At 45.2% G+C, this 19,161-nt stretch carries 15 protein-coding genes and 1 pseudogene; 11 read left to right on the top strand and 5 right to left on the bottom strand.

From position 1 onward, the window contains the following. The 4 genes from LRL21_RS42755 to LRL21_RS42740 form a co-directional block, all read left to right on the top strand. A partial coding sequence (locus LRL21_RS42755; RefSeq protein WP_240421852.1) for a fibronectin type III domain-containing protein occupies positions 1-3,206 on the top strand: 3,206 nt, incomplete at its 5' end. 350 nt (positions 3,207-3,556) lie between these two features. Then, entirely contained in the window at positions 3,557-4,162 is a 606-nt protein-coding gene (locus LRL21_RS42750) for a pentapeptide repeat-containing protein (RefSeq protein WP_240421851.1), read from the top strand. 124 nt (positions 4,163-4,286) lie between these two features. Continuing rightward, on the top strand, positions 4,287-4,766 hold the full coding sequence (locus LRL21_RS42745; RefSeq protein ID WP_240421850.1) for a DUF6530 family protein: 480 nt from the start codon (positions 4,287-4,289) through the stop codon (positions 4,764-4,766). A 306-nt stretch (positions 4,767-5,072) separates the two neighbouring features. Further along, positions 5,073-6,626 (top strand): leucine-rich repeat domain-containing protein, encoded by a 1,554-nt coding sequence (locus tag LRL21_RS42740; RefSeq protein ID WP_240421849.1) that lies wholly within the window; start codon positions 5,073-5,075, stop codon positions 6,624-6,626. Positions 6,627-6,749: 123 nt separating this feature from the next. Here the strand turns inward: LRL21_RS42740 and LRL21_RS42735 are convergent, their stop codons facing one another. Then, the gene (locus LRL21_RS42735; protein WP_240421848.1) at positions 6,750-7,949 is read right to left on the bottom strand and encodes an MFS transporter; all 1,200 of its coding nucleotides are present in this window, start codon (positions 7,947-7,949) and stop codon (positions 6,750-6,752) included. A 194-nt stretch (positions 7,950-8,143) separates the two neighbouring features. Here LRL21_RS42735 and LRL21_RS42730 point away from each other — a divergent pair, with 194 nt between their 5' ends. Together LRL21_RS42730 and LRL21_RS42725 are read left to right on the top strand one after the other, a co-directional pair. Then, positions 8,144-9,169 (top strand): serine hydrolase domain-containing protein, encoded by a 1,026-nt coding sequence (locus LRL21_RS42730; RefSeq protein WP_240421847.1) that lies wholly within the window; start codon positions 8,144-8,146, stop codon positions 9,167-9,169. A gap of 46 nt (positions 9,170-9,215) precedes the next feature. Further along, positions 9,216-9,509 (top strand): hypothetical protein, encoded by a 294-nt coding sequence (locus tag LRL21_RS42725; protein ID WP_240421846.1) that lies wholly within the window; start codon positions 9,216-9,218, stop codon positions 9,507-9,509. A 135-nt stretch (positions 9,510-9,644) separates the two neighbouring features. Here LRL21_RS42725 and LRL21_RS42720 read toward each other — a convergent pair whose 3' ends face one another. Beyond that, positions 9,645-11,777 (bottom strand): GMC family oxidoreductase, encoded by a 2,133-nt coding sequence (locus LRL21_RS42720; protein WP_275901179.1) that lies wholly within the window; start codon positions 11,775-11,777, stop codon positions 9,645-9,647. Between the two features lie 354 nt (positions 11,778-12,131). Here LRL21_RS42720 and LRL21_RS42715 point away from each other — a divergent pair, with 354 nt between their 5' ends. Next, entirely contained in the window at positions 12,132-12,737 is a 606-nt protein-coding gene (locus tag LRL21_RS42715; protein ID WP_240421844.1) for a histidine phosphatase family protein, read from the top strand. A 140-nt stretch (positions 12,738-12,877) separates the two neighbouring features. Here the strand turns inward: LRL21_RS42715 and LRL21_RS42710 are convergent, their stop codons facing one another. After that, positions 12,878-13,474, bottom strand: coding sequence for a hypothetical protein (locus LRL21_RS42710; protein ID WP_240421843.1), 597 nt, complete (start codon positions 13,472-13,474; stop codon positions 12,878-12,880). A 64-nt stretch (positions 13,475-13,538) separates the two neighbouring features. Here LRL21_RS42710 and LRL21_RS42705 point away from each other — a divergent pair, with 64 nt between their 5' ends. From LRL21_RS42705 to LRL21_RS42695, 3 genes are all read left to right on the top strand, one after another. Beyond that, the gene (locus tag LRL21_RS42705) at positions 13,539-14,135 is read left to right on the top strand and encodes a hypothetical protein (RefSeq protein WP_240421842.1); all 597 of its coding nucleotides are present in this window, start codon (positions 13,539-13,541) and stop codon (positions 14,133-14,135) included. A 461-nt stretch (positions 14,136-14,596) separates the two neighbouring features. After that, a complete protein-coding gene (locus LRL21_RS42700) occupies positions 14,597-15,628 on the top strand; it encodes a Cfr family 23S rRNA (adenine(2503)-C(8))-methyltransferase (protein WP_240421841.1) in 1,032 nt (343 codons plus the stop codon). A 114-nt stretch (positions 15,629-15,742) separates the two neighbouring features. Then, positions 15,743-16,666 (top strand): hypothetical protein, encoded by a 924-nt coding sequence (locus LRL21_RS42695; RefSeq protein WP_240421840.1) that lies wholly within the window; start codon positions 15,743-15,745, stop codon positions 16,664-16,666. Positions 16,667-16,844: 178 nt separating this feature from the next. Here LRL21_RS42695 and LRL21_RS42690 read toward each other — a convergent pair whose 3' ends face one another. Next, positions 16,845-17,189, bottom strand: a complete 345-nt coding sequence (locus LRL21_RS42690) for a hypothetical protein (RefSeq protein ID WP_240421839.1) — start codon at positions 17,187-17,189, stop codon at positions 16,845-16,847. 264 nt (positions 17,190-17,453) lie between these two features. On the opposite strand from LRL21_RS42690, the gene LRL21_RS42685 reads away from it, so the two are divergent. Continuing rightward, entirely contained in the window at positions 17,454-18,674 is a 1,221-nt protein-coding gene (locus LRL21_RS42685; RefSeq protein WP_240421838.1) for an MFS transporter, read from the top strand. 10 nt (positions 18,675-18,684) lie between these two features. On the opposite strand, the pseudogene LRL21_RS42680 reads toward LRL21_RS42685, so the two are convergent. Next, positions 18,685-19,123 (bottom strand): annotated as a pseudogene (locus LRL21_RS42680) (extracellular solute-binding protein); the annotation flags it as partial. Between the last annotated feature and the right edge of the window lie 38 nt (positions 19,124-19,161).

Genomic DNA, 19,161 nt, shown 5'->3' with positions numbered 1-19,161 from the left:
AAGTATACCAATCCAGCAGTAATAACCTCGACACGGTAGCGAATATTGAAACGAACGGAACAGCAGTAGGCAGCTATACGGCGGACATAGGTACATATAGTGTGACAGGCCTGACGGAAAGCACAACTTATTACTTTAACGTAATCGTGAAGGACGAAGCGGGTAATAAAACCGCCTATACGACGAAACAAGTCACCACAGACGCAGCGCCTACTTTTTCGATAAGCGCCATTGATAACCAGTCTGCCGCGGCGCTGACGGTTGGATATGCAACGGGAACACAAAAAACCAAGACGATCACGGTATCCCGAACAGGAACCGGGAATTTGACGGGCTTGAGGGTATCATTAAGTGGTACGAATGCGAACGATTTTATTATTGCTCAGCCGAATGAAACAACTTTGAGCAGTGCAGTACCGTCAACCACCTTTACAGTAAAGGCACAGGACGGCTTAGCAGTAGGAACGTACAACGCAACTGTATCCGTATCGGCGGATCTTATGATCGACGAGACGTTTACCATCACTCAGGTTGTGTATGCAGTTGAACCTACCATGATTGTATCCGCATCACCTGGAGACGGTTATGTGAACATTACTTGGAAACCTGTAGGTATGGAGGGATACAAGGTATTTCAGTCAACGGTATCTGGTACCTACGGATCCGCTGTAGATACAGTCGGAGGTTCTGTTTACAGCTCCAAAATCACTGGACTCGTGAACGGCACAACGTATTTTTTTGTAGTCCGTTCTATTCATGGAGGCATAGAAAGTCAAATATCAAATGAAGTTAGCCGTATACCACAGGTGGCTGCGCCTGATGTACCGGTACTGCAATCTGCGATCGCAGGGGACGGGCATGTGAATTTGCATTGGAATTCTGTAGTCGGCTCAAAAGAGTATCAAATATTTAGCAGCAATACGACTGGTTCCTACGGAGCGCCGTTAGCAACGGTCAATGGATCCGTGTATACCTATGATGCTGTGGGTTTGATTAACGGCATGACTTATTATTTTGTACTAAAAGCATCGAATCCAGGAGGAGATAGCGCAGCCTCGAATGAACTAAGTGCTGTCCCACAAGTTGCATCGCCATCCGTTCCATCTATAACTTCAGCTGCAGCAGGTAATGGACAGGTAAGGTTAACTTGGAATGGAGTAGCAGGTTCAACAGGATATAAGATATACAAGAGTACAGTTGCTGGGACCTATGCAGCAGAAACAACAACTGTTAGCAGCTCCGTATACAGCTATGTAGTTCCAGGGCTGATCAATGGAACAACCTACTATTTTATTATGAAAGCAACGAATCCGGGAGGAGATAGCGCGGCTTCCAATGAAGTAAGTGCTGTTCCACAAGTTGCATCACCATCCGTTCCATCTAACTTGTCAGCTGCAGCAGGAAATGGACAGGTAAGACTAACTTGGAATGGAGTTGCAGGTTCTACAGGATATAAAATATACAAGAGTACAGTTGGTGGAACCTATGCAGAAGCAACAACTGTCAGCGGCTCCGTATATAGCTATGAAGTTAGAGGACTGATCAATGGAACAACCTACTATTTTATAATAAAAGCAACAAATCCAGGAGGAGATAGCGCAGCTTCCAATGAGATCAGTGCCACCCCGAAGACGGTACCGGCAGCACCCACGGGAGTTACGGCATCAGCAGGAAATACACAGGCAACAGTGAGCTTTACAGCACCTTCTGATAACGGTGGAAGTGAAATAACAGGTTACGAAGCCATTGCCTTACCAGGTAATATCTCGCTAAGCGGCACCTCAAGTCCGATTACATTTACAGGCTTATCAAATGGAACAACGTATACGTTTATGGTAAAAGCAGTTAATAGCGCGGGCAGCAGTGAGGCTTCCGTGGCTTCAAACGAAGTCACACCAAGATCCTTTTCAAACAACGGCAATAGTGGTAGCAGTGGAGCAGCGGCGCAGCCGACAACAGGAATTGACGTACTGTTTAATGGTAAACAAGAACAGATAGGAACTGCTACAACAAGAATAATGGATGGGCAAACGGTAACGACAATTACTTTTGATCCCAAGAAGCTGGTAGAAAAGCTTGCTGCAGAAGATCAGAAAGCCGTGATCACGATACCTGTGAGTACAGCTTCCGATGTTATTATCGGTGAGTTTGACGGACAAATGGTCAAAAGCATGGAACAAAAGCAAGCCGTAATTGTCATACAAACAGACAGCGCTTCTTACACATTGCCAGCACAGCAAATCGATATCAATTCGATCATTGAAAAGCTGGGAAAGAGCTCAGCGCTTCAGGACATTAAAATTCAGCTCATGATTGCTAAACCAACAGCGGATACAGTAAAAATCGTTGAAGATACAGCACACAAAGGCGGGTTTAACGTTGTTGTACCACCGCTCAATTTTACAATAAAAGCTATTTTCAGAGATTCAACTATTGAAGTGTCCCAGTTCAACGTTTACGTGGAAAGGACAATTGCCATTCCAGATGGCGTTGATCCTAAACAAGTAACAACTGGTGTTGTTGTTGATCCTGACGGAAGCGTCCGTCATGTTCCCACCCGTATTGTCGTTGTTGCAAACAAGCAATTTGCCAAGGTGAACAGCTTGACCAACAGTACGTACGCAATTGTATGGCATCCGGTTGCTTTTAAGGATCTCGAGAACCACTGGGCCCAAGAGGTTGTCAACGATATGGGATCCAGAATGGTTATCAACGGGGTAAGTAATGACACCTTTGCGCCAGACCAAAACATCACACGTGCTGAATTTGCTGCTATGATCGTTCGCGCATTGGGACTGAAAGCAGATAACGGCTTGAGCCCGTTTAAGGATGTCCAATCAAGCGCATGGTATAACGGTTATGTGAATACAGCGTTGAATAGGAGCATAGTAACCGGTTTTGAGAATGGTACATTTGCTCCAGAAGATAAGATTACCAGAGAACAGGCCATGATGATGATTGCCAATGCGATGAAAATAACCGGTCCTCAGGTTAACCTTCAAGCACAAGAGGCTGGACAATTGCTTAGTAAATTTGACGACGGCAATCTTGCATCGGAATGGGCGAGGGTTAGTATTGCAAATTGCTTGGATGCGGGAATTGTTACAGGCAGGAATGGATATCAGCTTGAACCCAAAGAGTTGATCTCGAGAGCGGAGGTTGCAGCTCTTGTTCAGAGACTACTCCACAAAGCTGGACTGATCTAAATTAGCAGCAAGTGAATAAAGAACTTTGGAACCGCTGAAAGTCCTGATGGAATATGCCATTGGGGCTTTTTAGTTTTTTGTAGCCATTGCATCAGAATACGTCATAAATCCACGGGATAGGTGGGCACTGATTAAAAAGCTTATTATCCCGGATGCGGCTAATGTCAATGAATACTAGCATACCTGATAGTGGTTGCCTTGGACAAAAAATAAAGCGCTTGATTTTTGGATGGAATCATGCAGGATCTTGACAGCCGTGTGCTATAGTAAATAAGTAATTTAAATAAGTATTTTCAGGTCGAAAGATAGTCTGGCTTTAATGCACCATCATCACCACAAGGAGGCATCTCATGTTTCAACATAGTAATCAAAATTATACAGAGGTAAACTTTGGCACTCAAGATTTAAGGTACGGTGAACTGAATAGTTGTACATTTAATCGCTGCTCGTTTTCTAACGGCTCGCTAGAGGAGATTACATCCAGCAACTGTCGTTTTATTCAGTGTGATTTTAGCGGAGCATCGTTAAATGGCTCCATACATAAAGAATCCGCATTTGAGAATTGTAATTTTAATCAAGCGAATCTTTTTGTTGCGAAATTTGAAAGATGTAAAATGACAGGTTCGGATTTTGCCGGCTCCAATATGGATGGGATCACAATTGCTCAAGGCGATTGGTCGTATACAAATTTAAGAAATACGAGATTAGTTAAACAGGACTTACGTGGGGTTAAATTTTATGAAGCAGACTTGTCAGGAGCCAACCTGGAAAAGGCCGATTTAAGAAACTGTGATCTGAGTATGGCGGTACTGGCCAAAGCGAAGCTGCAGGGTGCTGATGTAAGAGGGGCTAAAATGGATAAAATTGATTTCAAATCCTTAATCGTTACAGGTTTAAGAATGGATAGAGAGCAATCCGTATTGTTTGCGCTTTCTCATGGAGCCAAGATAGATTAATCTCAACACATGGTAAATGCTCACTCATTGACGAATTGACTAACGATAAAATCCAATATACAATGTAACACATATTTAGTAAATTAGTAATTCAGAAAATAAGTAAATGGAAAGAGGCTGAATAATGAAAATACCAACTACTTTAAAGCATAAGCCTGTTGTGGTAGCAGAAAACTATGAGCAGGTTGACGGACGAATCGCCCGAAATACGGATGCAAAAGGTCTTTCCCTCGGATTGGCCCAATGGAACGATAGAGGAAAGGTCGATATCTCTGCCAAGGTATGGAGATATACGGGTGAAAAGTGGTCAAGGCAATCGGAGGAGCTGCCTCTCCATCGCGTTCTTGATTTGTCTATTCTGATTTGCCGGTCTATGGAGCATTTTCGCGAAGCATACAGATATGAGCATTTATATGATCCAAAAGAGCCTGTCATCGACCGGATTGGCTTGCAAGGTGATGCCATGACCGTGTCGATATGTACGGATAATGAGAAAATTAATGAAGATATAAAACTGTTCAGCCAAGCTCTGAGTGATGACGATGAGATGATTAGCGAACGTCTGCGCACGTTGTCAGGAATATTAAAGGAAATGGGATATTAAGGTGAGAACTAGGAACACAAGCAGATTAAGACCTCAATGGGGATTATCCAAATAACAAACAAGACCCTATAAACCACAATGCGATTAACTCGTGTTGTGGATTTCTTTTGTGCTGGACAACATGAGCAGATCCAAGCTGCTTGATTTGGGCATTATCGCCCAAATGTGATTCTAGAACTCTTCCATGTTCATGGGTCCTATGATAATAGGCTGTTGAGCGTATTTTCGTTGGCAACGAGTTCCATTATGATTAGAAAGGTATAGTTAATTCCTGTGAGCAGAAACTTTTTGAAGGAGGTATTATAAATGAAACAACTGCTTCAAGAAATAATAGAGCTGCTGCAGGGTGACCTTCCTCAGCTAGCTGCATCGTTAAACCCGCCGGCAACGGAGGAGGAGCTTCGCAAGGCGGAAGCGGAATTGGGATTTGACCTGCCTTCTGAGCTGCGGGAACTTTACCTGATCCATAATGGAGAAAAGGAGGGCGGTCCAGGGTTGTTTTTCGGACTGCCATTTCTATCGCTCGATGATATGCTTGCGGAATGGTCGATTTGGATCAATCTGGAAGATGATGTCTTGGAAGTGGAACATTATTCTGTTCCTGCGAACTGGATTAAGGAACAGTACATTAACCGTTATTGGCTGCCGATCAGTAAAGATTGGGGCGGCAACAATCTTGGTATCGACCTCGATCCTGCAGACAAAGGAATTAAGGGACAGGTGATCAATTTCGGCCGCGACGAAGAGGTCAAGTATGTGATAGCCCTCCGCATCTCTCTTTTGCTGCAATTTATTCGCGATATGGTGAAGGAAGGCAATTATAACGTGAATCATGAAGACGAAGAATACATCACATGGAGCTTTGGTAAGCAAGAGGAGGTCAATTTCCTCGATGCGCTAAGCAGGATGGAGCTTCCTGTGCTTGAATCGTTCAGACCAGAGTCGGTTGTACAGGACACGAGTGATTGGTTTGATAGCCTGAATAACGGTTGGAAAGAAAGGATCATGGAGAAGAGCGGCTCTCCAGATGCTTTTCTTCGTGCGAAGCAGCTGCTTTTTATAGGTCAAGGCCTGACTGATATTACTCCTCTGGTAAGATGTGCGGATGTGCGTGAATTGGTTCTGAGTGTGAATGAAATCCGTTCCATCGAAGCGTTGAGTGGCTGCAAGCAGTTAAAAATATTGTATCTGGTGAAAAATCCGGTTTCGGACCTTCGCCCGCTGCAAAGTCTGGAGTTTTTGCAGGAGTTGATCATTTCCGGTACGGCTGTTACTGATGTATCACCTCTTAGTGCGCTTCCCAAATTGAAAGCAATAGATGTCCAAAATACGCAGATCCGTGACTTCTCTCCTCTGAAGCCGATCAAGAGCTTGCATGCCTTGAAGATTTCCAATCCGGATGCCGAACAGCTTCGCAGTATAGCCGAGCTTAAGCAGCTAAAGGAACTGACAATTTCCGGATTAGGAGAAGTAACCGAAGGCGATTTGGACATACTAGGCAAGCTCGTGAACTTGCGTAAGCTGGAGCTCGAAGAGATTACTGTGCCGACTATGCAATTTCTAGAGAAAAGCCATAAGCTGAAAGAAATCATCTTGAAAGATTCGTCGGTTGAAGATATTTCCGCACTGGCCAAGCTTGAAAATCTCCAGTGCTTGGAGCTGAGCGGTTGCCGTGATGTTGGGAAGCTGGAGGAGTTGGCCCGATCGGTCTCGTTGAGCCAAATAACAGCTTCCTTTCAGCAATTTGTTCGATTAAAAGACTGTTTCGACCGGGCAATAGATTTTTCCACAATAACCGGAGGAATGACGGAAGAGGAAAGAGACATTTGGCACGAATATTTGGATCGAGTTCGAGGCTAAGGTTTAGAATCAACTATGTCATCTCTGTGGATGGTTCAGGCGATCCAAGCGAGTTTCGTCTGATACAAACAGCCCCGGCTTCATAACGAAACCGGAGCTGTTTGTATCAGGATAGGAAACGAATTACGCTGTAACGTGCTTGCGCTCTGCGATATAGCAAGCAATTCCCAAAATCAGAGCCAGTCCTACAAGCACAGCACCGACCCAAGGAAGGGATGTAATAGCCAGATGAGTAATAACCCATCCCCCAATGAAGGCGCCAGCTGCATTTCCAAGATTACCAGCTGAATGACTGGAGGTAGAGGCAAGTGCCGGCGCCGCCTGTGCAAGGCTCATAACTCGTACTTGCAGCCCCGGAAACACAGCGAAGGAAGCGGCACCCCACAGAAAAATGGTCAATACTGCAGCGGTTGGACTATAAATGGTAAAGGTAAAAAGGGTTAGGAGGACACATATCGTAAAGTAAAGTCCTAAGACAGAAGGCATCAGCTTCCAATCCGCCAGCTTTCCTCCGACGATGTTGCCGAGTGTCACTCCACAACCGAATAGGATTAATATCCAGGTTACACTATGCTCGGCAAAACCGGTGACTTGCGTAAGCAGTGGCGTAATATAAGTAAATACGCTGAATAAGCCGGCGTTGCCTAATGCTCCGATCAGCAGATATAGCAGCAGCTTAGGCCTGATCAGAGATCTGATTTGCAGTAACATACTAGCTGGTTTATCTTGCCGGATTTGTGGTATGAAGATAAGGATACCAATCAAGGCGATAACTCCCATGATCGCAATTGCACCAAATGAGGATCTCCACCCCATATGCTGACCGATAAATGTTCCCATAGGAACACCGATAATATTTGCAATAGTTAGACCAGCCATCATAATGGATACAGCCCCGGCCCGTTTGTCCGGACGTACAAGATTAGAGGCGATCACAGCCCCGACTCCAAAGAATGTCCCATGTGTTAATGCAGTTATTATGCGGGCTCCCATCATAACTGCATAGTTCGGAGCGAAAACTGAGATTCCGTTGCCAAGAATAAATAAAACCATCAGCAGACACAATAGTTTCTTTTGTGGGATTCGGTGGGTGAGTATGGTCAGTATAGGCGCACCGATTGCTACCCCAAGGGCATACATCGTAATGAGTTGTCCTGCTGATGAGATGCTGACTTGCAAATCCTCTGCAACATTGGGCAGAAGACCCATGATGACAAATTCAGTCATACCTATTGCGAAGGCACCCACTGTAAGAGAAAGTATAGAGATGGGGAACGATCTTTTGGTTGCTTGTTCCTTGGTAATTCGTTGAGATAAATCCATGATGTCAATATCAACCTTTCTGCGGTGAGTAATGAAGCTCCAATCGTAATCTAGTAGTACCTGTCAAAAAGGCCTGATTCATATTATTAAATTTTTTGAGAGTATAAGCAAGATATTTTTTATAAAGAATAAGTAAAAAGGTGTGATTTTTATCCTTACCGATTTTTAATGCTTCTGAATAGGAGAGTGTTATTGTGATAAAGGATAAAGTTGTGACCGACCATTTTCAAAGTCTCAATGAGTATATATACAATAGTCAAATTGCTATGAACGCCACAGCGGCAGCATCTTTTATTATTATGAAGGGTGTAATTGTTAATGAATGGTATTCAGGGAGACACGATTCCTCTGAAGAATCACGTAAAGTTGATGCATACACCCAATTTAATGTAGGCTCTATCCGTAAAACATATCTTGGACTCGCGATAAGTCTCTTAATAGAACAAGGGTTAATCCAGAGTATTGACGATGATGTCGGAACCTATTTAAGCCAGTATAAGAGTTCATTAAAAGGAGTTACGTTGCGACATTTACTAACCCATACTCACGGTTTAATAGAAAAAGCAGGTAAAATAGAAAAAGAGTTTCCTAATGGAGAAAATTGGGCGTATAGAAATTTGGGTATCACAATGTTAACTCAATTGGTTCTACACTTGTCTGGGCAAAACTTAAGCACTTTTATGAAAGCGAATGTGCTAGATATGTATAAGCTTATGGAAACTGGATGGAGAACCGAGTACCATGAGAACCTCATTTACAACTATTACGAGGACAATGATATATGGGTCGGGCCTAACAATAGTAATGCTGGAGACCAAAGTAACTTGTTCATTAGTGCAAGGGATTTGGCTATGTGGGGGTATCTTCACCTAAGAAAAGGCTGTCTGAATGGCAAGCAATTGTTACCTCAAAGTGTTTTTGAACGTGTGATTACTCCTCAAACTCCAAAAAACGTTCCAGCTTATTTGCCGCGAAATGGTTTTATATGGTGGTTGCAAAGCGATACTCCTACGAATCAATTAGGGGAGCGACTGCCTAACTGTTCTTATCAAATACTCGGTATTACGGGATGTGCTTGCTTGGTCGTGCCGAAATATGATGCAGTCGTAGTCAGAATGTACAACCAATTAAGTAACCCCGCTAACGGATATGATTACTTAAGCGATATTAGACAATTCGGAAATTTAGCAAATGACCTCCTAATTGAGTTTAATGAGTAGGATTCAATCGGAGGACAATAGATCAAATTCGAAAGGGGTTGTACTTATGGCAGTACTTCTTCGTGAAAGTGAGAGGAAAGAGGAAATAGAAGCTCTTAACAAGGAGCTTTGGGATAAATTGCAAAGATATGATGAGACCTACGCGGAGGCTTATTATAAAATTTGTTTGAAAAATGTGGGCAAGGAAGAAAAGGTTTTTTGGGGCCCGACCTTTGAAACAAGTCCAACAAACACTGAATTTTTTAAATCAAAAGGATTTTGGATTGCAGCATTACTTGGTGTGCTGATAGTTGTATTTCTTGTTTTTTTTATTTTGTGGTTTTCTTTAATCACAGAATAAATACGACGCTATAGCTTATAGCAAATGGGTTCATAAATTCACATCCTGGCCTGCAGCTGTGATCATGCATGACGATCGGTAGGCCACAGGCCGATGCTTTTTCATTTAAGCGATTAATCTATTCCCGGCATTTCGCTACGTTTGTTTCACCAGGTTCTCTGCCGTGCGGAAAGCCAAAGCAAGAATCGTCAATACCGGGTTAACGCCGCCATTGGTAACATGTACAGAGCCGTCGCTCACCCAGAGATTGTCGTATCCATGCACACGACCAGAAGGGTCGGTGACTGATGTCATAGGGTCTTCACCCATACGCAGTGTGCCCGCTTGATGCTGCCCGGCACTAAGCCCACCACCTGGTTGGGTTCGCCAAACGCGTCGTGCTCCAGCTGCCCAGAGCCAAGTCTCTGCTTGCTCTGCCAGCATGGCTGCGGCTCGTAGAGATTCTGGATGGACACTTCCTGAAAGTTGAGCCACTGGCACTCCGAAACGATCCTTGACCGTTGGCGAGAGCCGTACTCTTGACTCGGCGTTAGGTATTTCTTGAATAGGTCCCTGAACATGACTAGTGCGCAGATAACTATCGCGCATCGTTTCCTTGCCTGCGATTCCCCATCGCGCCGCATCTGGAGCAAGTGCACGATTCCAGTGAATAAGGGGCAGCCGGATGAATTCGTTGGCCAGCATCCCGCCCCCGATAATCCCGTCCGCGTTACCATGGGCAAAGCGACAGGTAGCAATACTCACCCCAGGTCCAAGACCGTCTTGAACCGGATCATCAAAGAGGCCGTAGGCGCCCGTATACACATGACCCTGAAGGTTCCTTCCTACTTGGCCGTACCGATTGCCTATTCCATGTGGTTCTGCATCGTTGGCCGAATTGAGGAGTAAGCGCGCACTTTCGATAGCTCCGGCTGCAACCATCACGTGATTCGTGCGCACTTGCCGACGTTGGATCGAGCCTGCTGCCTCCTGAACAAGACGAACCCCGGTGGCGCGCCTTCCTGCCTCGGTATCGATACGCTCCACCATCGTATCGCAAATCAGATCGCAATTACCGGTAGCGAGTGCTCTTAATAACATTGTATTGTGGCCGCCATTTTTGCTATTGGTCGGGCAGGCAAAGCCGACACACTGGCCGCACCTTCCACAGGCCGGTCGACCGTCACGTTCGACTGAATTGATGAGGAGAGGAACCGGACCTGCGTTCCATCCTAAATTAGCTGCTCCTTGAGCTAAGCGTTCTGCTTCCAGAGTTCTTGGTAGAGCTGGCATAGGAAAATGAAGCCGCTGCCGCCCACGTCCAGTGTGGGCATCACCATCCCCAGAGACACCAACTTCCCACTCTGCACGCTCGTAATAAGGTTCGAGTTCATCATAGTTGATCGGCCAATCGCTGAGCGAGCTCCCATCAGGAATCCCATAGCGAGTCGCCATGCGGAAGTCATCTGGATGAAATCGCCATGCCTGTGCCCCGTAGACACGTGTGCCGCCTCCCAAAGTCATCGCGTTATTATGATAGTCGCCTTCGAAGGGTGCTGTAATCCGTTCATCTCCATTGGCCAAAAGAATCGTGCGAGGGTTACCTTCCAACGCTGGTCCTGTGTTATGGCCGTATTTGCTCAAACGATGATTTCGCACATGATCACTGCCTATCTGACTGTATGGAAGCCAACTTCCACGTTCGACGACGAGAACGCGAAGTCCCGATTCCGCCAATACCGCTGCGGCTACCGAGCCACCAGCACCGGCTCCCACAACGACAACATCATACTGGTCTTGAAGCTGATCGAAGGTCCGCTCAGATAGCTCGGGTTCTAGAACGGGTGCATCTATTTCAGGGAAGGTCCCCGGACGAAATCCAATCATGTCCCACGACGTACCCTCGCGGTTTCCACCAGACTCAGGGCTTCCATAGTACCCTTCGATAACTAAGCTCAATAGCGTGGTAAAGAAACGTTTAGGTGAAACAGGCCAGTCCTGCACACGATCATACACAAGGTCATGCAGCAGTTCGTCCTGCTCGTTAGCCGACAGTTCGACAAATGGTCGTTGATGAAGATTAATTGCTTCTGCATCCAGTGTGTGAAGTCCGGGTTCAATCAAATCCTTCCAGGTGGTGACATCCTCGCCGGCGCGGCGTTCCAGATATGCCAGGACTCCCGAGTCCGTTGCCGAGGGCCATGTATCTTCTGGTATCATTCGGTCGGCGACCGCCTCCAAGACAGGGCGCAACACGTCAGAATAAAGCTTCTGATCTCCAGGTATCATCTACACTCACCACCTAATGTCATTTGACTTCCATCATAATTACTCATCTTCATCAACGTTTGCTCCTTTACCCAACAAATTGTCCACTCAATCCGATGATCAGTTTCGATTGCTTGCATCTCCTCCGCAAACGCTTTCAAAGGGGAAGGAGGAGGTATATCCGTCTAATATCTAGTCTATCACGTGACGGAGACTTCCCGCTAGACATTTGGCCCACCATCGAAGACTATATAGAGAACCACGGACTATAATTTTATAATTAAACTGCCTGTAGCCTTAGCTGTAGTGAGAGCTGTAAAATCAATATGAAATGGTAATCGAATTATTTTATTAAAACAGCAGGAGGTTTGTAAAATGAGTACAACATTCTTTCTTGTAAGGCACGCTATAAAAGAAAAAGCAATTGGAGATGTCTCAATTACGTCCAAAGGGACAGTACAAGCACAATTAACAGCTCAAAGTTTGTGCCAATTACCGATAACAACCATAGTGACGAGTCCGCTCCGAAGGGCCAAAGAAACCGCCGAATATATGGCATTAAAAACGAAAGCAACTATTTCAGAGGATAATCGTTTGCGGGAACGGGCTAACTGGGGGGATATACCTGATCAAACCTTTGAAGAATTTGTTGCTATGTGGGAGCGATGTACACGTGATCCTGACTACATACCACCCGTAGGAGATTCTGCAAAGCAGGCAGGTGCACGCTTATCCTCTTTATTATTAGAGTTGGCAAATCATTATCCGCCTGAAACTAATATTGTTATTGTTGCTCACGGGGGATTAATAACTGATTTTCTGGTTCAGACATTTTCTGAGGATGAGCTAAATGTTTGGCACCCTAATTTTGTGGCGGTACAAAGTGAACTGGTGTCGGAATGCTCGATCACAAAGCTGATTTATGAAAGTGGAAATTACAATTTAGTTGATTTTGCGTCAGTCAAACATTTAAACTCATAAGAAGGCTGAAACAGATGTCAAAATACCGCTAAACCTGATTCAGAGGACCGGGTTTAGCGGCAGCGGTACAAACGGCAAGCCGCTCGTTACGGAATAAAGTGTATCTAAGCAGAATGCTTTATGGCTGATGAAAATTCGCTCTAACGCGCTGCCTTCACCTCATGCCAGCGCAGCGCCAGCAGGTCGACATCCTTCAGTGTATCCAAGGCTTCCTGACGGATACGTTCGTCGATTGGCGCATTTGGATTGCGAACATAGGCAGACTCGATCACCCCGCCCGTCCGGAGTATTTCCTTATGGACGGCCATTGCAAAACCGGGCAGTGTACCGATTCGCATGAACGGCAAATACTGATAAAAGGTTTGGCGCGCGGTGTCCAGATCCCCGGATTTGAAAGCCTGATAAATCCGCACACAAACCTCCGGAAATTCGCAGGCAGGCATCGTACCTACAGCGCCGCGATTCAGCTCCTCATAAAAGTAAAGTCCGTTCATTCCGCTTTCGGCATCCTCATGTACACCGAAGCCAAGATGCAGCTTGATTGCCGTAAACCCCTTCGCCTTCCATTCCAGTGCCAGTTCAATACGTTCTTCCCGCGTCTGCTTCGGAATACCGGACACATAAGCTGGTATTTCCCGGCGGTAAGCGCCGCTCAGCAGCTGATATACAGGCAGCTGAACAGACTTGCCGAGAATATCCCACAACGCCACATCGACGGCGGTCAGGGCATCGACCATGAACCCGGTGAAGTAGCCCCTCGCCCGCATGGAATCGTAGCTGATTGAAAATATTCAAAGATATATGAAACAGGTGGTTCATGTCAGCTTCAGCTCCAGGCGCAATGGCTGGGCGACGGCGGCTAATTCTTTCTTGCAGGCATCGGAGCTCCTTCGGGATATGTACTATTCCTTAGGCACAGGGCAGGTATATGCCAAGCTGCCCTCACAGACTGTACAGACTGCTGACGAGGGTATGATCCGGTTGTGGTTTGAGGAAATCAGCCGCAAGCTTGCCCCGGATACCAAGGTTGATGCGTTGAAAGGGAAGCTCAGCCGCATTGCCCATTACGCCCGTGAGCACCAAATCCCTAAGCCACGTATGAGTGTGCTGATCCGGCAGTTCATGGACGATGTCAGACAAAAGGTTGTCGTCTGGAAGCTGGTTGCCGATCCTGCTCCTAACATACTGGATGAGGGGATGAAGTTCGAGCAGCAGTGGAGCCGGATGCTGGCTTACATTAATGACTGCCTGTCCCAGAGGCATGCTCCGGTTCGCTCGGAGATATCCAAAGCGAAGCAGTATATCGAGGACAATATTGCAGAGAGATTGACGCTGGATGAGGTGGCGGATTACGTTAATCTGGTTCCCTCCTACTTCAGCACCTTATTCTACAGCTGAGCAAGCTGGTCGGCATTCATAATGAAAGATATTTTTGCACGCTGTTCAAGCAATTGTACGGACTGCCTCCGCAAAAGTTCAGAAAGACGTACTTGTAAAAACGTACGTACAACGGTATTTAAGGATCGAGTGCTTGCATTTTTTCTTGACCATTAGTTATACTTAATGTTAAAGTCTTTCATATTAATTAAAAGCTAAGCTTAAGGAGGGATAAAGTTATGACCGAATCTGAAGTTGTAGATGTTAATGTGAACCTGTCCTTTAAAATGATCGTTGACATGGTTCACCAAACAACTAAGCAGCCACCGGAACTTTATCCTTCTATATATAGATGCACTTAGCGATGACTTCAATAAGCGCTTAGTTTCTTTATTGTATAGACAGGTTAACGTAAAACGCACTAAAGCACCGGTTAGCTGGTGTTTTTGTGCGTTTTTTCTCCGTGCTAAAAGGAGAAAATAATGAAACCACAATCCAAATACGAAAAGATTAAGCGAATCATATCAAGCCTTAAACAGCCTCATTACCGATATCTTCAAATTATAGACTCTATTTTCAAGCAAAAAATCAGTAGTTTTGAGGAAATGACCATTTTGCCAAAGTTTTTACGTAATGAATTAATTAAAGAATTTGATAATAATCTGTTAAGCGTCATTCCGATATTAGAAAGAAAATCTGATCAGGTCAGCAAAATTTTGTTTGCAATTGCTGGTGGTGAGCGTGTAGAGGCAGTTAGGTTAAGTTATAAACGCGGGTGGGAATCGTATTGCATATCCTCCCAGTGTGGATGCGGGTTCGGTTGTCGATTTTGTGCTACTGGAACGATAGGCTTGAAAAGAAATCTAACAACCGATGAAATAACTGATCAATTGCTTCATTTTTACTTCAACAACCATCCCTTGGACAGTGTTTCTTTTATGGGAATGGGAGAGGCGCTTGCAAACCCTTTTTTATTTGACACACTGAAGATACTGACCGATCCGGAGCTTTTTGGTCTCGGCCACCGAAGAATTACGGTTTCTACGATTGGCATACTGCCGGGAATCTACAAGCTGATGAAGGACTTTCCACAAGTTAACCTGACCTTTTCGTTACATTCACCATACGACGAGCAGAGAAGCGAACTGATGCCTATTAATGATCGGTTCCCTCTGGATGAAGTAATGAAAGCGTTGGATAGCCACATACAGCAAACCGGTAGAAAAGTGTATATCGCTTATATACTTCTCAGGGGGATAAACGATTCAATAAAACATGCTGAAGCTGTTGCTAATTTATTGCAGGGAAGGGGATTATGGGAGCATCTATATCATGTTAACTTGATACCCTACAACTCCACAGATGCGACGCCTCAAAGCTTTAAAGAATCTGATCTGATTAGTGTCAAAATGTTCGTTCAGACTTTAAAGTCAAGACGAATCCATGTTACCGTGAGAACCCAATTTGGTTCAGATATAAATGCAGCTTGTGGTCAGCTATATGGGTCAGATTAAACTATAAAAGTAACCTCGCCATACTTCCGCCATGTTCAGGTCCCATCTACTCTGACATAATACAGTTAACAGAACAGAGGATGGTGTTATACCAAACCTTAAGGAGGAGTTGGCATGTTTCATAAAACGGTGACGCTGCAGCCATTTGTTGATATTTCGGTGCATACCGAGGGATTCGAGATAGTCTCGGCTCAATTCGGTGGCGATGGCTGCGTTTATGTCCTGCTGATTAACCAGATCCCGGAACGGGAACGTGGAATGTTCGTCCCATCGACTTTGAAGCAACCGTATACCTACAAGGTTTTGATGGTAGAAGATCAATATATTGATGAAATCGTGATTGAGGGCCAGCATTTCAATTATCATTATGTTCAGCCGCTTCGCAGACATCTGCTGTTGGTCGGAGCGCGCTGCTCGTATTATGGTGCAGGCAAATATGATCTGAACGCCAAAGTGTGTGATTATAAAGGACGTACCGTTCGTGAGTTCCTGCTTGGAGACGGGATTCAGAAAGTTCAAGTGACGGAGAAAGGTACCATCTGGACCAGTTATTTTGACGAAGGCGTTTTCGGGAATAACGGGTGGGATCAACCCGTCGGTGCACACGGCCTTGTAGCCTGGGATGAGCATGGCAACAAATTATACGAAGATAACGTGTCTGATATTGCCGATTGTTACGCTTTGAATGTTGTCCGAGAAGAGGAGGTCTGGTTTTATTACTATACGGACTTTTTGTTGGGCTGCATCTCAGACGGACCCAGCCAGCCCAAGGTCACGTTTATGAATCCTGAGATTTCCGGTTCGGCCGGGTTCTGCACGGATGGTTGTCACTTCTTGTTCGATGGCGGGTACGGAAAAAGTGGAGACTATTATATCAAGAAAAATGAAAAACCAAGCATGACCAAAGGGCATAAGGTACATTTTCTGAATGAAAAATCCGAGCCCCTTGTACCACGGACGCAAGATTTTCGCGAAGATCGCGTGCTGTTCAGTGAAAATAATTTGTTGTATCAGGTGTCGATTAAAGAGCTGCTTTGAGGATGCTTGAATATTACGATTGCGACCGATGAGGAATCATAGCCAAGTGGCTGCGGTTGGACGAAGATTAGGGGACTGTGACAGGTAGTGAAAGGGTGACCTGTTACAGCCCTTTTTGGCTTTTTTACAAACTGCGTAGACCAAGGCGTGGATGTATGGATATGGAAAATGAAGTCGTTCAGTACTGCGCTCGTTCCAGATTATCTACATATTCCTTGGCTTCTTTGAGGCTGAGACCGCTCGCTTTTTTGAATTCCTTTATTGCTTGAACCCTTTTTCCTGAAGCAAGCAGCAAGCGCAATCTCTCATCAAGAATTGCAAAGGGCGAGTTACGGGTAATATCCGCTGCAAAGCGAGGACCATTCTGGTTTGGCTTGGAGTATTCGTGTACTTCCGTTCCGAAGCTCGGACCTCTTAGATCCGATTTTAATTCATTAAGCTGTCTCTGCAAGCTGAACACTTTCAGCAGAAGCAGCACAGACAGGATTAAAGCGCTGAGGGCAACAATTTCTATAGTCTCCATTTGAAAACTCCCTTCCCGTATGATAGTTCATTATAGCACAATGTTTATGGTGAGCAGGAATGACTTGGGATGTATAGCACCTAAGGAAAGCGGTTAACCCAATAATCTCAAAACCGATGTATAGTACGATCCCAGCGATAATGTCTTTTTTCGATTATCCTTATTTGAGCAATTCTTATCATAATTATTAATGTATTGTAAAAATGATTATTGCACATTAACTGGACTTGTTTTAATGTAATGGAACAAGGAGAGGGGTGCTTAATGACAGATAATCCGAAAAGGCACGTAACCATGATGGCCCTCGTTACTGCCGTTTGTTTGATGGGGGATTCGATGCTTTACATTGCCCTGCCGATATATTGGCGCGAGATGGGCTTGGCTTCCTTATGGGAGGTGGGCATCCTTCTTTCCGTTAATCGTTTCGTCCGGTTGCCACTTAGTCCGCTCATTGGCTTATTGTATGCGAGAATGGACAAACGGTGGGGGCTGATACTATCGGTTGTATTGGCCTTTCTTACGACTACCTCGTACGGACTGCTTAGCGGATTTGTATGGTGGGTTGTTCTGCGCTGCTTATGGGGAGTCGCCTGGACGTTTTTGCGTATTGGTGCTTATTTAACGATTTTGGAATTGTCCGATGAACAGAACCGTGGAGCCTTGCTTGGCAGATATAATGGAATTTATAGACTCGGCAGTCTGGTCGGAATGATGGCAGGCGGCTTTTTTGCAGACATGTATGGCTTACACGCAGTCGCTGTGACCCTCGGAATTATTGCATTGATTTCTTTGCCTTTAGTATGGAAGTACTCTTCCAGGTCTCCGCAGACAAGCACGGTCCCCAGAACACCTAGTGCTAAAGGCAGCCTGCAGGTGAAATTGCTTTTTAAAGGACCCTCGAACGTGTTGTTTATGATTGTTACAGGACTTCTTGTCTCCATGATTTGCGAAGGAATGTTTACGGCAACTCTAAGCCATTTGGTTTCGCTGCATGTTTCTTCCATTTTCATGGTTGGTGTGGCAGTGGGAGCAACGACAGTGTCGGGTCTTCTGCAGGCTATGCGGTGGGGATGGAGTCCGTGGCTGTCTCCTTGGTTCGGCAGAAGGATGGATCGAACCAAAAGCCATGGACGGCTGATGTCCATCGTATTGATTGCCGCAGCGTGCTGTTTTGCAGCGATTCCACTGCCTCTGCCTTTTTCGGTATGGCTGTTATTTATCGTAGGTATATTAGTTTCGTCTACACTGCTGACTACGGCCATCGATACCCTTGTCACGAATGCCGCTTCGTCTTCTTTCAAAGTAACTATTATTACTCTATATACGCTCACTTTGGATGTAGGAGCCGCTCTTGGTCCGATACTCGGTTACTCAGTCGATATTAACATGGCATTCAGTGCTTCAGCAGTTATCCTATCCGTTCTTGCGGGAGTCTGGCTCGTCAAATTCCGTTCGAAGCAGTCAGAGCCCGGGTCGGCACAGTAGACAAAAAAACCTACCCATGAAATTCAATCTTGGCGGTAATACTTTGAGATGCTGTATCCAATGCTTCTTTAGGTGTCTTTTTACCGCTAAAGGCTTCTTCAATCGCATTTTCTACCAACTGCCTTGTCTCTGGAAAATACGCCAATAACCGCTCCTTGGGTTGCTTTGTTAATTTTGGTGGCATGAAGCTGATCGATAGCCGTTTTAAACTGTGGAAACTTAGTCATGTTTTCTTTAACGATCGGTTGCTCATAAGCTTTCTTAGTAACCGGGAAATAGCCAGTGTTGATATGCCAGAAAGCTTGCTGCTCTGGTGATAGCACGAACTTGATAAATTCCCAAGCTGCTTGTTGCGCATCTTTGGACTGATTGTTCATCATGTATAAGCTTCCTCCACCAACGATAACCCCACCTTCTTGTCGGATCATATCGCCTGTTTTAATACGGAAATGCCTGCCTCCATGTTTCTTCAAACGCATGCGGGGAG

It is taken from the genome of Paenibacillus periandrae (assembly GCF_022458865.1).
GTDB classification, from domain to species: Bacteria; Bacillota; Bacilli; order Paenibacillales; family NBRC-103111; genus Paenibacillus_S; species Paenibacillus_S periandrae.
This window is presented reverse-complemented; position numbering and strand designations above follow the sequence as displayed.

What these genes read in the sequence shown, in the direction of transcription:
- LRL21_RS42695 (WP_240421840.1), top strand. Translation starts at nt 15,743, where the DNA reads ATGTTTCATAAAACGGTGACGCTGCAGCCATTTGTTGATATTTCGGTG.
- LRL21_RS42725 (WP_240421846.1), top strand. Translation starts at nt 9,216, where the DNA reads ATGGCAGTACTTCTTCGTGAAAGTGAGAGGAAAGAGGAAATAGAAGCT.
- LRL21_RS42735 (WP_240421848.1), bottom strand. Translation starts at nt 7,949, where the DNA reads ATGGATTTATCTCAACGAATTACCAAGGAACAAGCAACCAAAAGATCG.
- LRL21_RS42705 (WP_240421842.1), top strand. Translation starts at nt 13,539, where the DNA reads ATGAAACAGGTGGTTCATGTCAGCTTCAGCTCCAGGCGCAATGGCTGG.
- LRL21_RS42685 (WP_240421838.1), top strand. Translation starts at nt 17,454, where the DNA reads ATGACAGATAATCCGAAAAGGCACGTAACCATGATGGCCCTCGTTACT.
- LRL21_RS42690 (WP_240421839.1), bottom strand. Translation starts at nt 17,189, where the DNA reads ATGGAGACTATAGAAATTGTTGCCCTCAGCGCTTTAATCCTGTCTGTG.
- LRL21_RS42745 (WP_240421850.1), top strand. Translation starts at nt 4,287, where the DNA reads ATGAAAATACCAACTACTTTAAAGCATAAGCCTGTTGTGGTAGCAGAA.
- LRL21_RS42710 (WP_240421843.1), bottom strand. Translation starts at nt 13,474, where the DNA reads ATGGTCGATGCCCTGACCGCCGTCGATGTGGCGTTGTGGGATATTCTC.
- LRL21_RS42740 (WP_240421849.1), top strand. Translation starts at nt 5,073, where the DNA reads ATGAAACAACTGCTTCAAGAAATAATAGAGCTGCTGCAGGGTGACCTT.
- LRL21_RS42720 (WP_275901179.1), bottom strand. Translation starts at nt 11,777, where the DNA reads ATGATACCTGGAGATCAGAAGCTTTATTCTGACGTGTTGCGCCCTGTC.
- LRL21_RS42715 (WP_240421844.1), top strand. Translation starts at nt 12,132, where the DNA reads ATGAGTACAACATTCTTTCTTGTAAGGCACGCTATAAAAGAAAAAGCA.
- LRL21_RS42700 (WP_240421841.1), top strand. Translation starts at nt 14,597, where the DNA reads ATGAAACCACAATCCAAATACGAAAAGATTAAGCGAATCATATCAAGC.
- LRL21_RS42750 (WP_240421851.1), top strand. Translation starts at nt 3,557, where the DNA reads ATGTTTCAACATAGTAATCAAAATTATACAGAGGTAAACTTTGGCACT.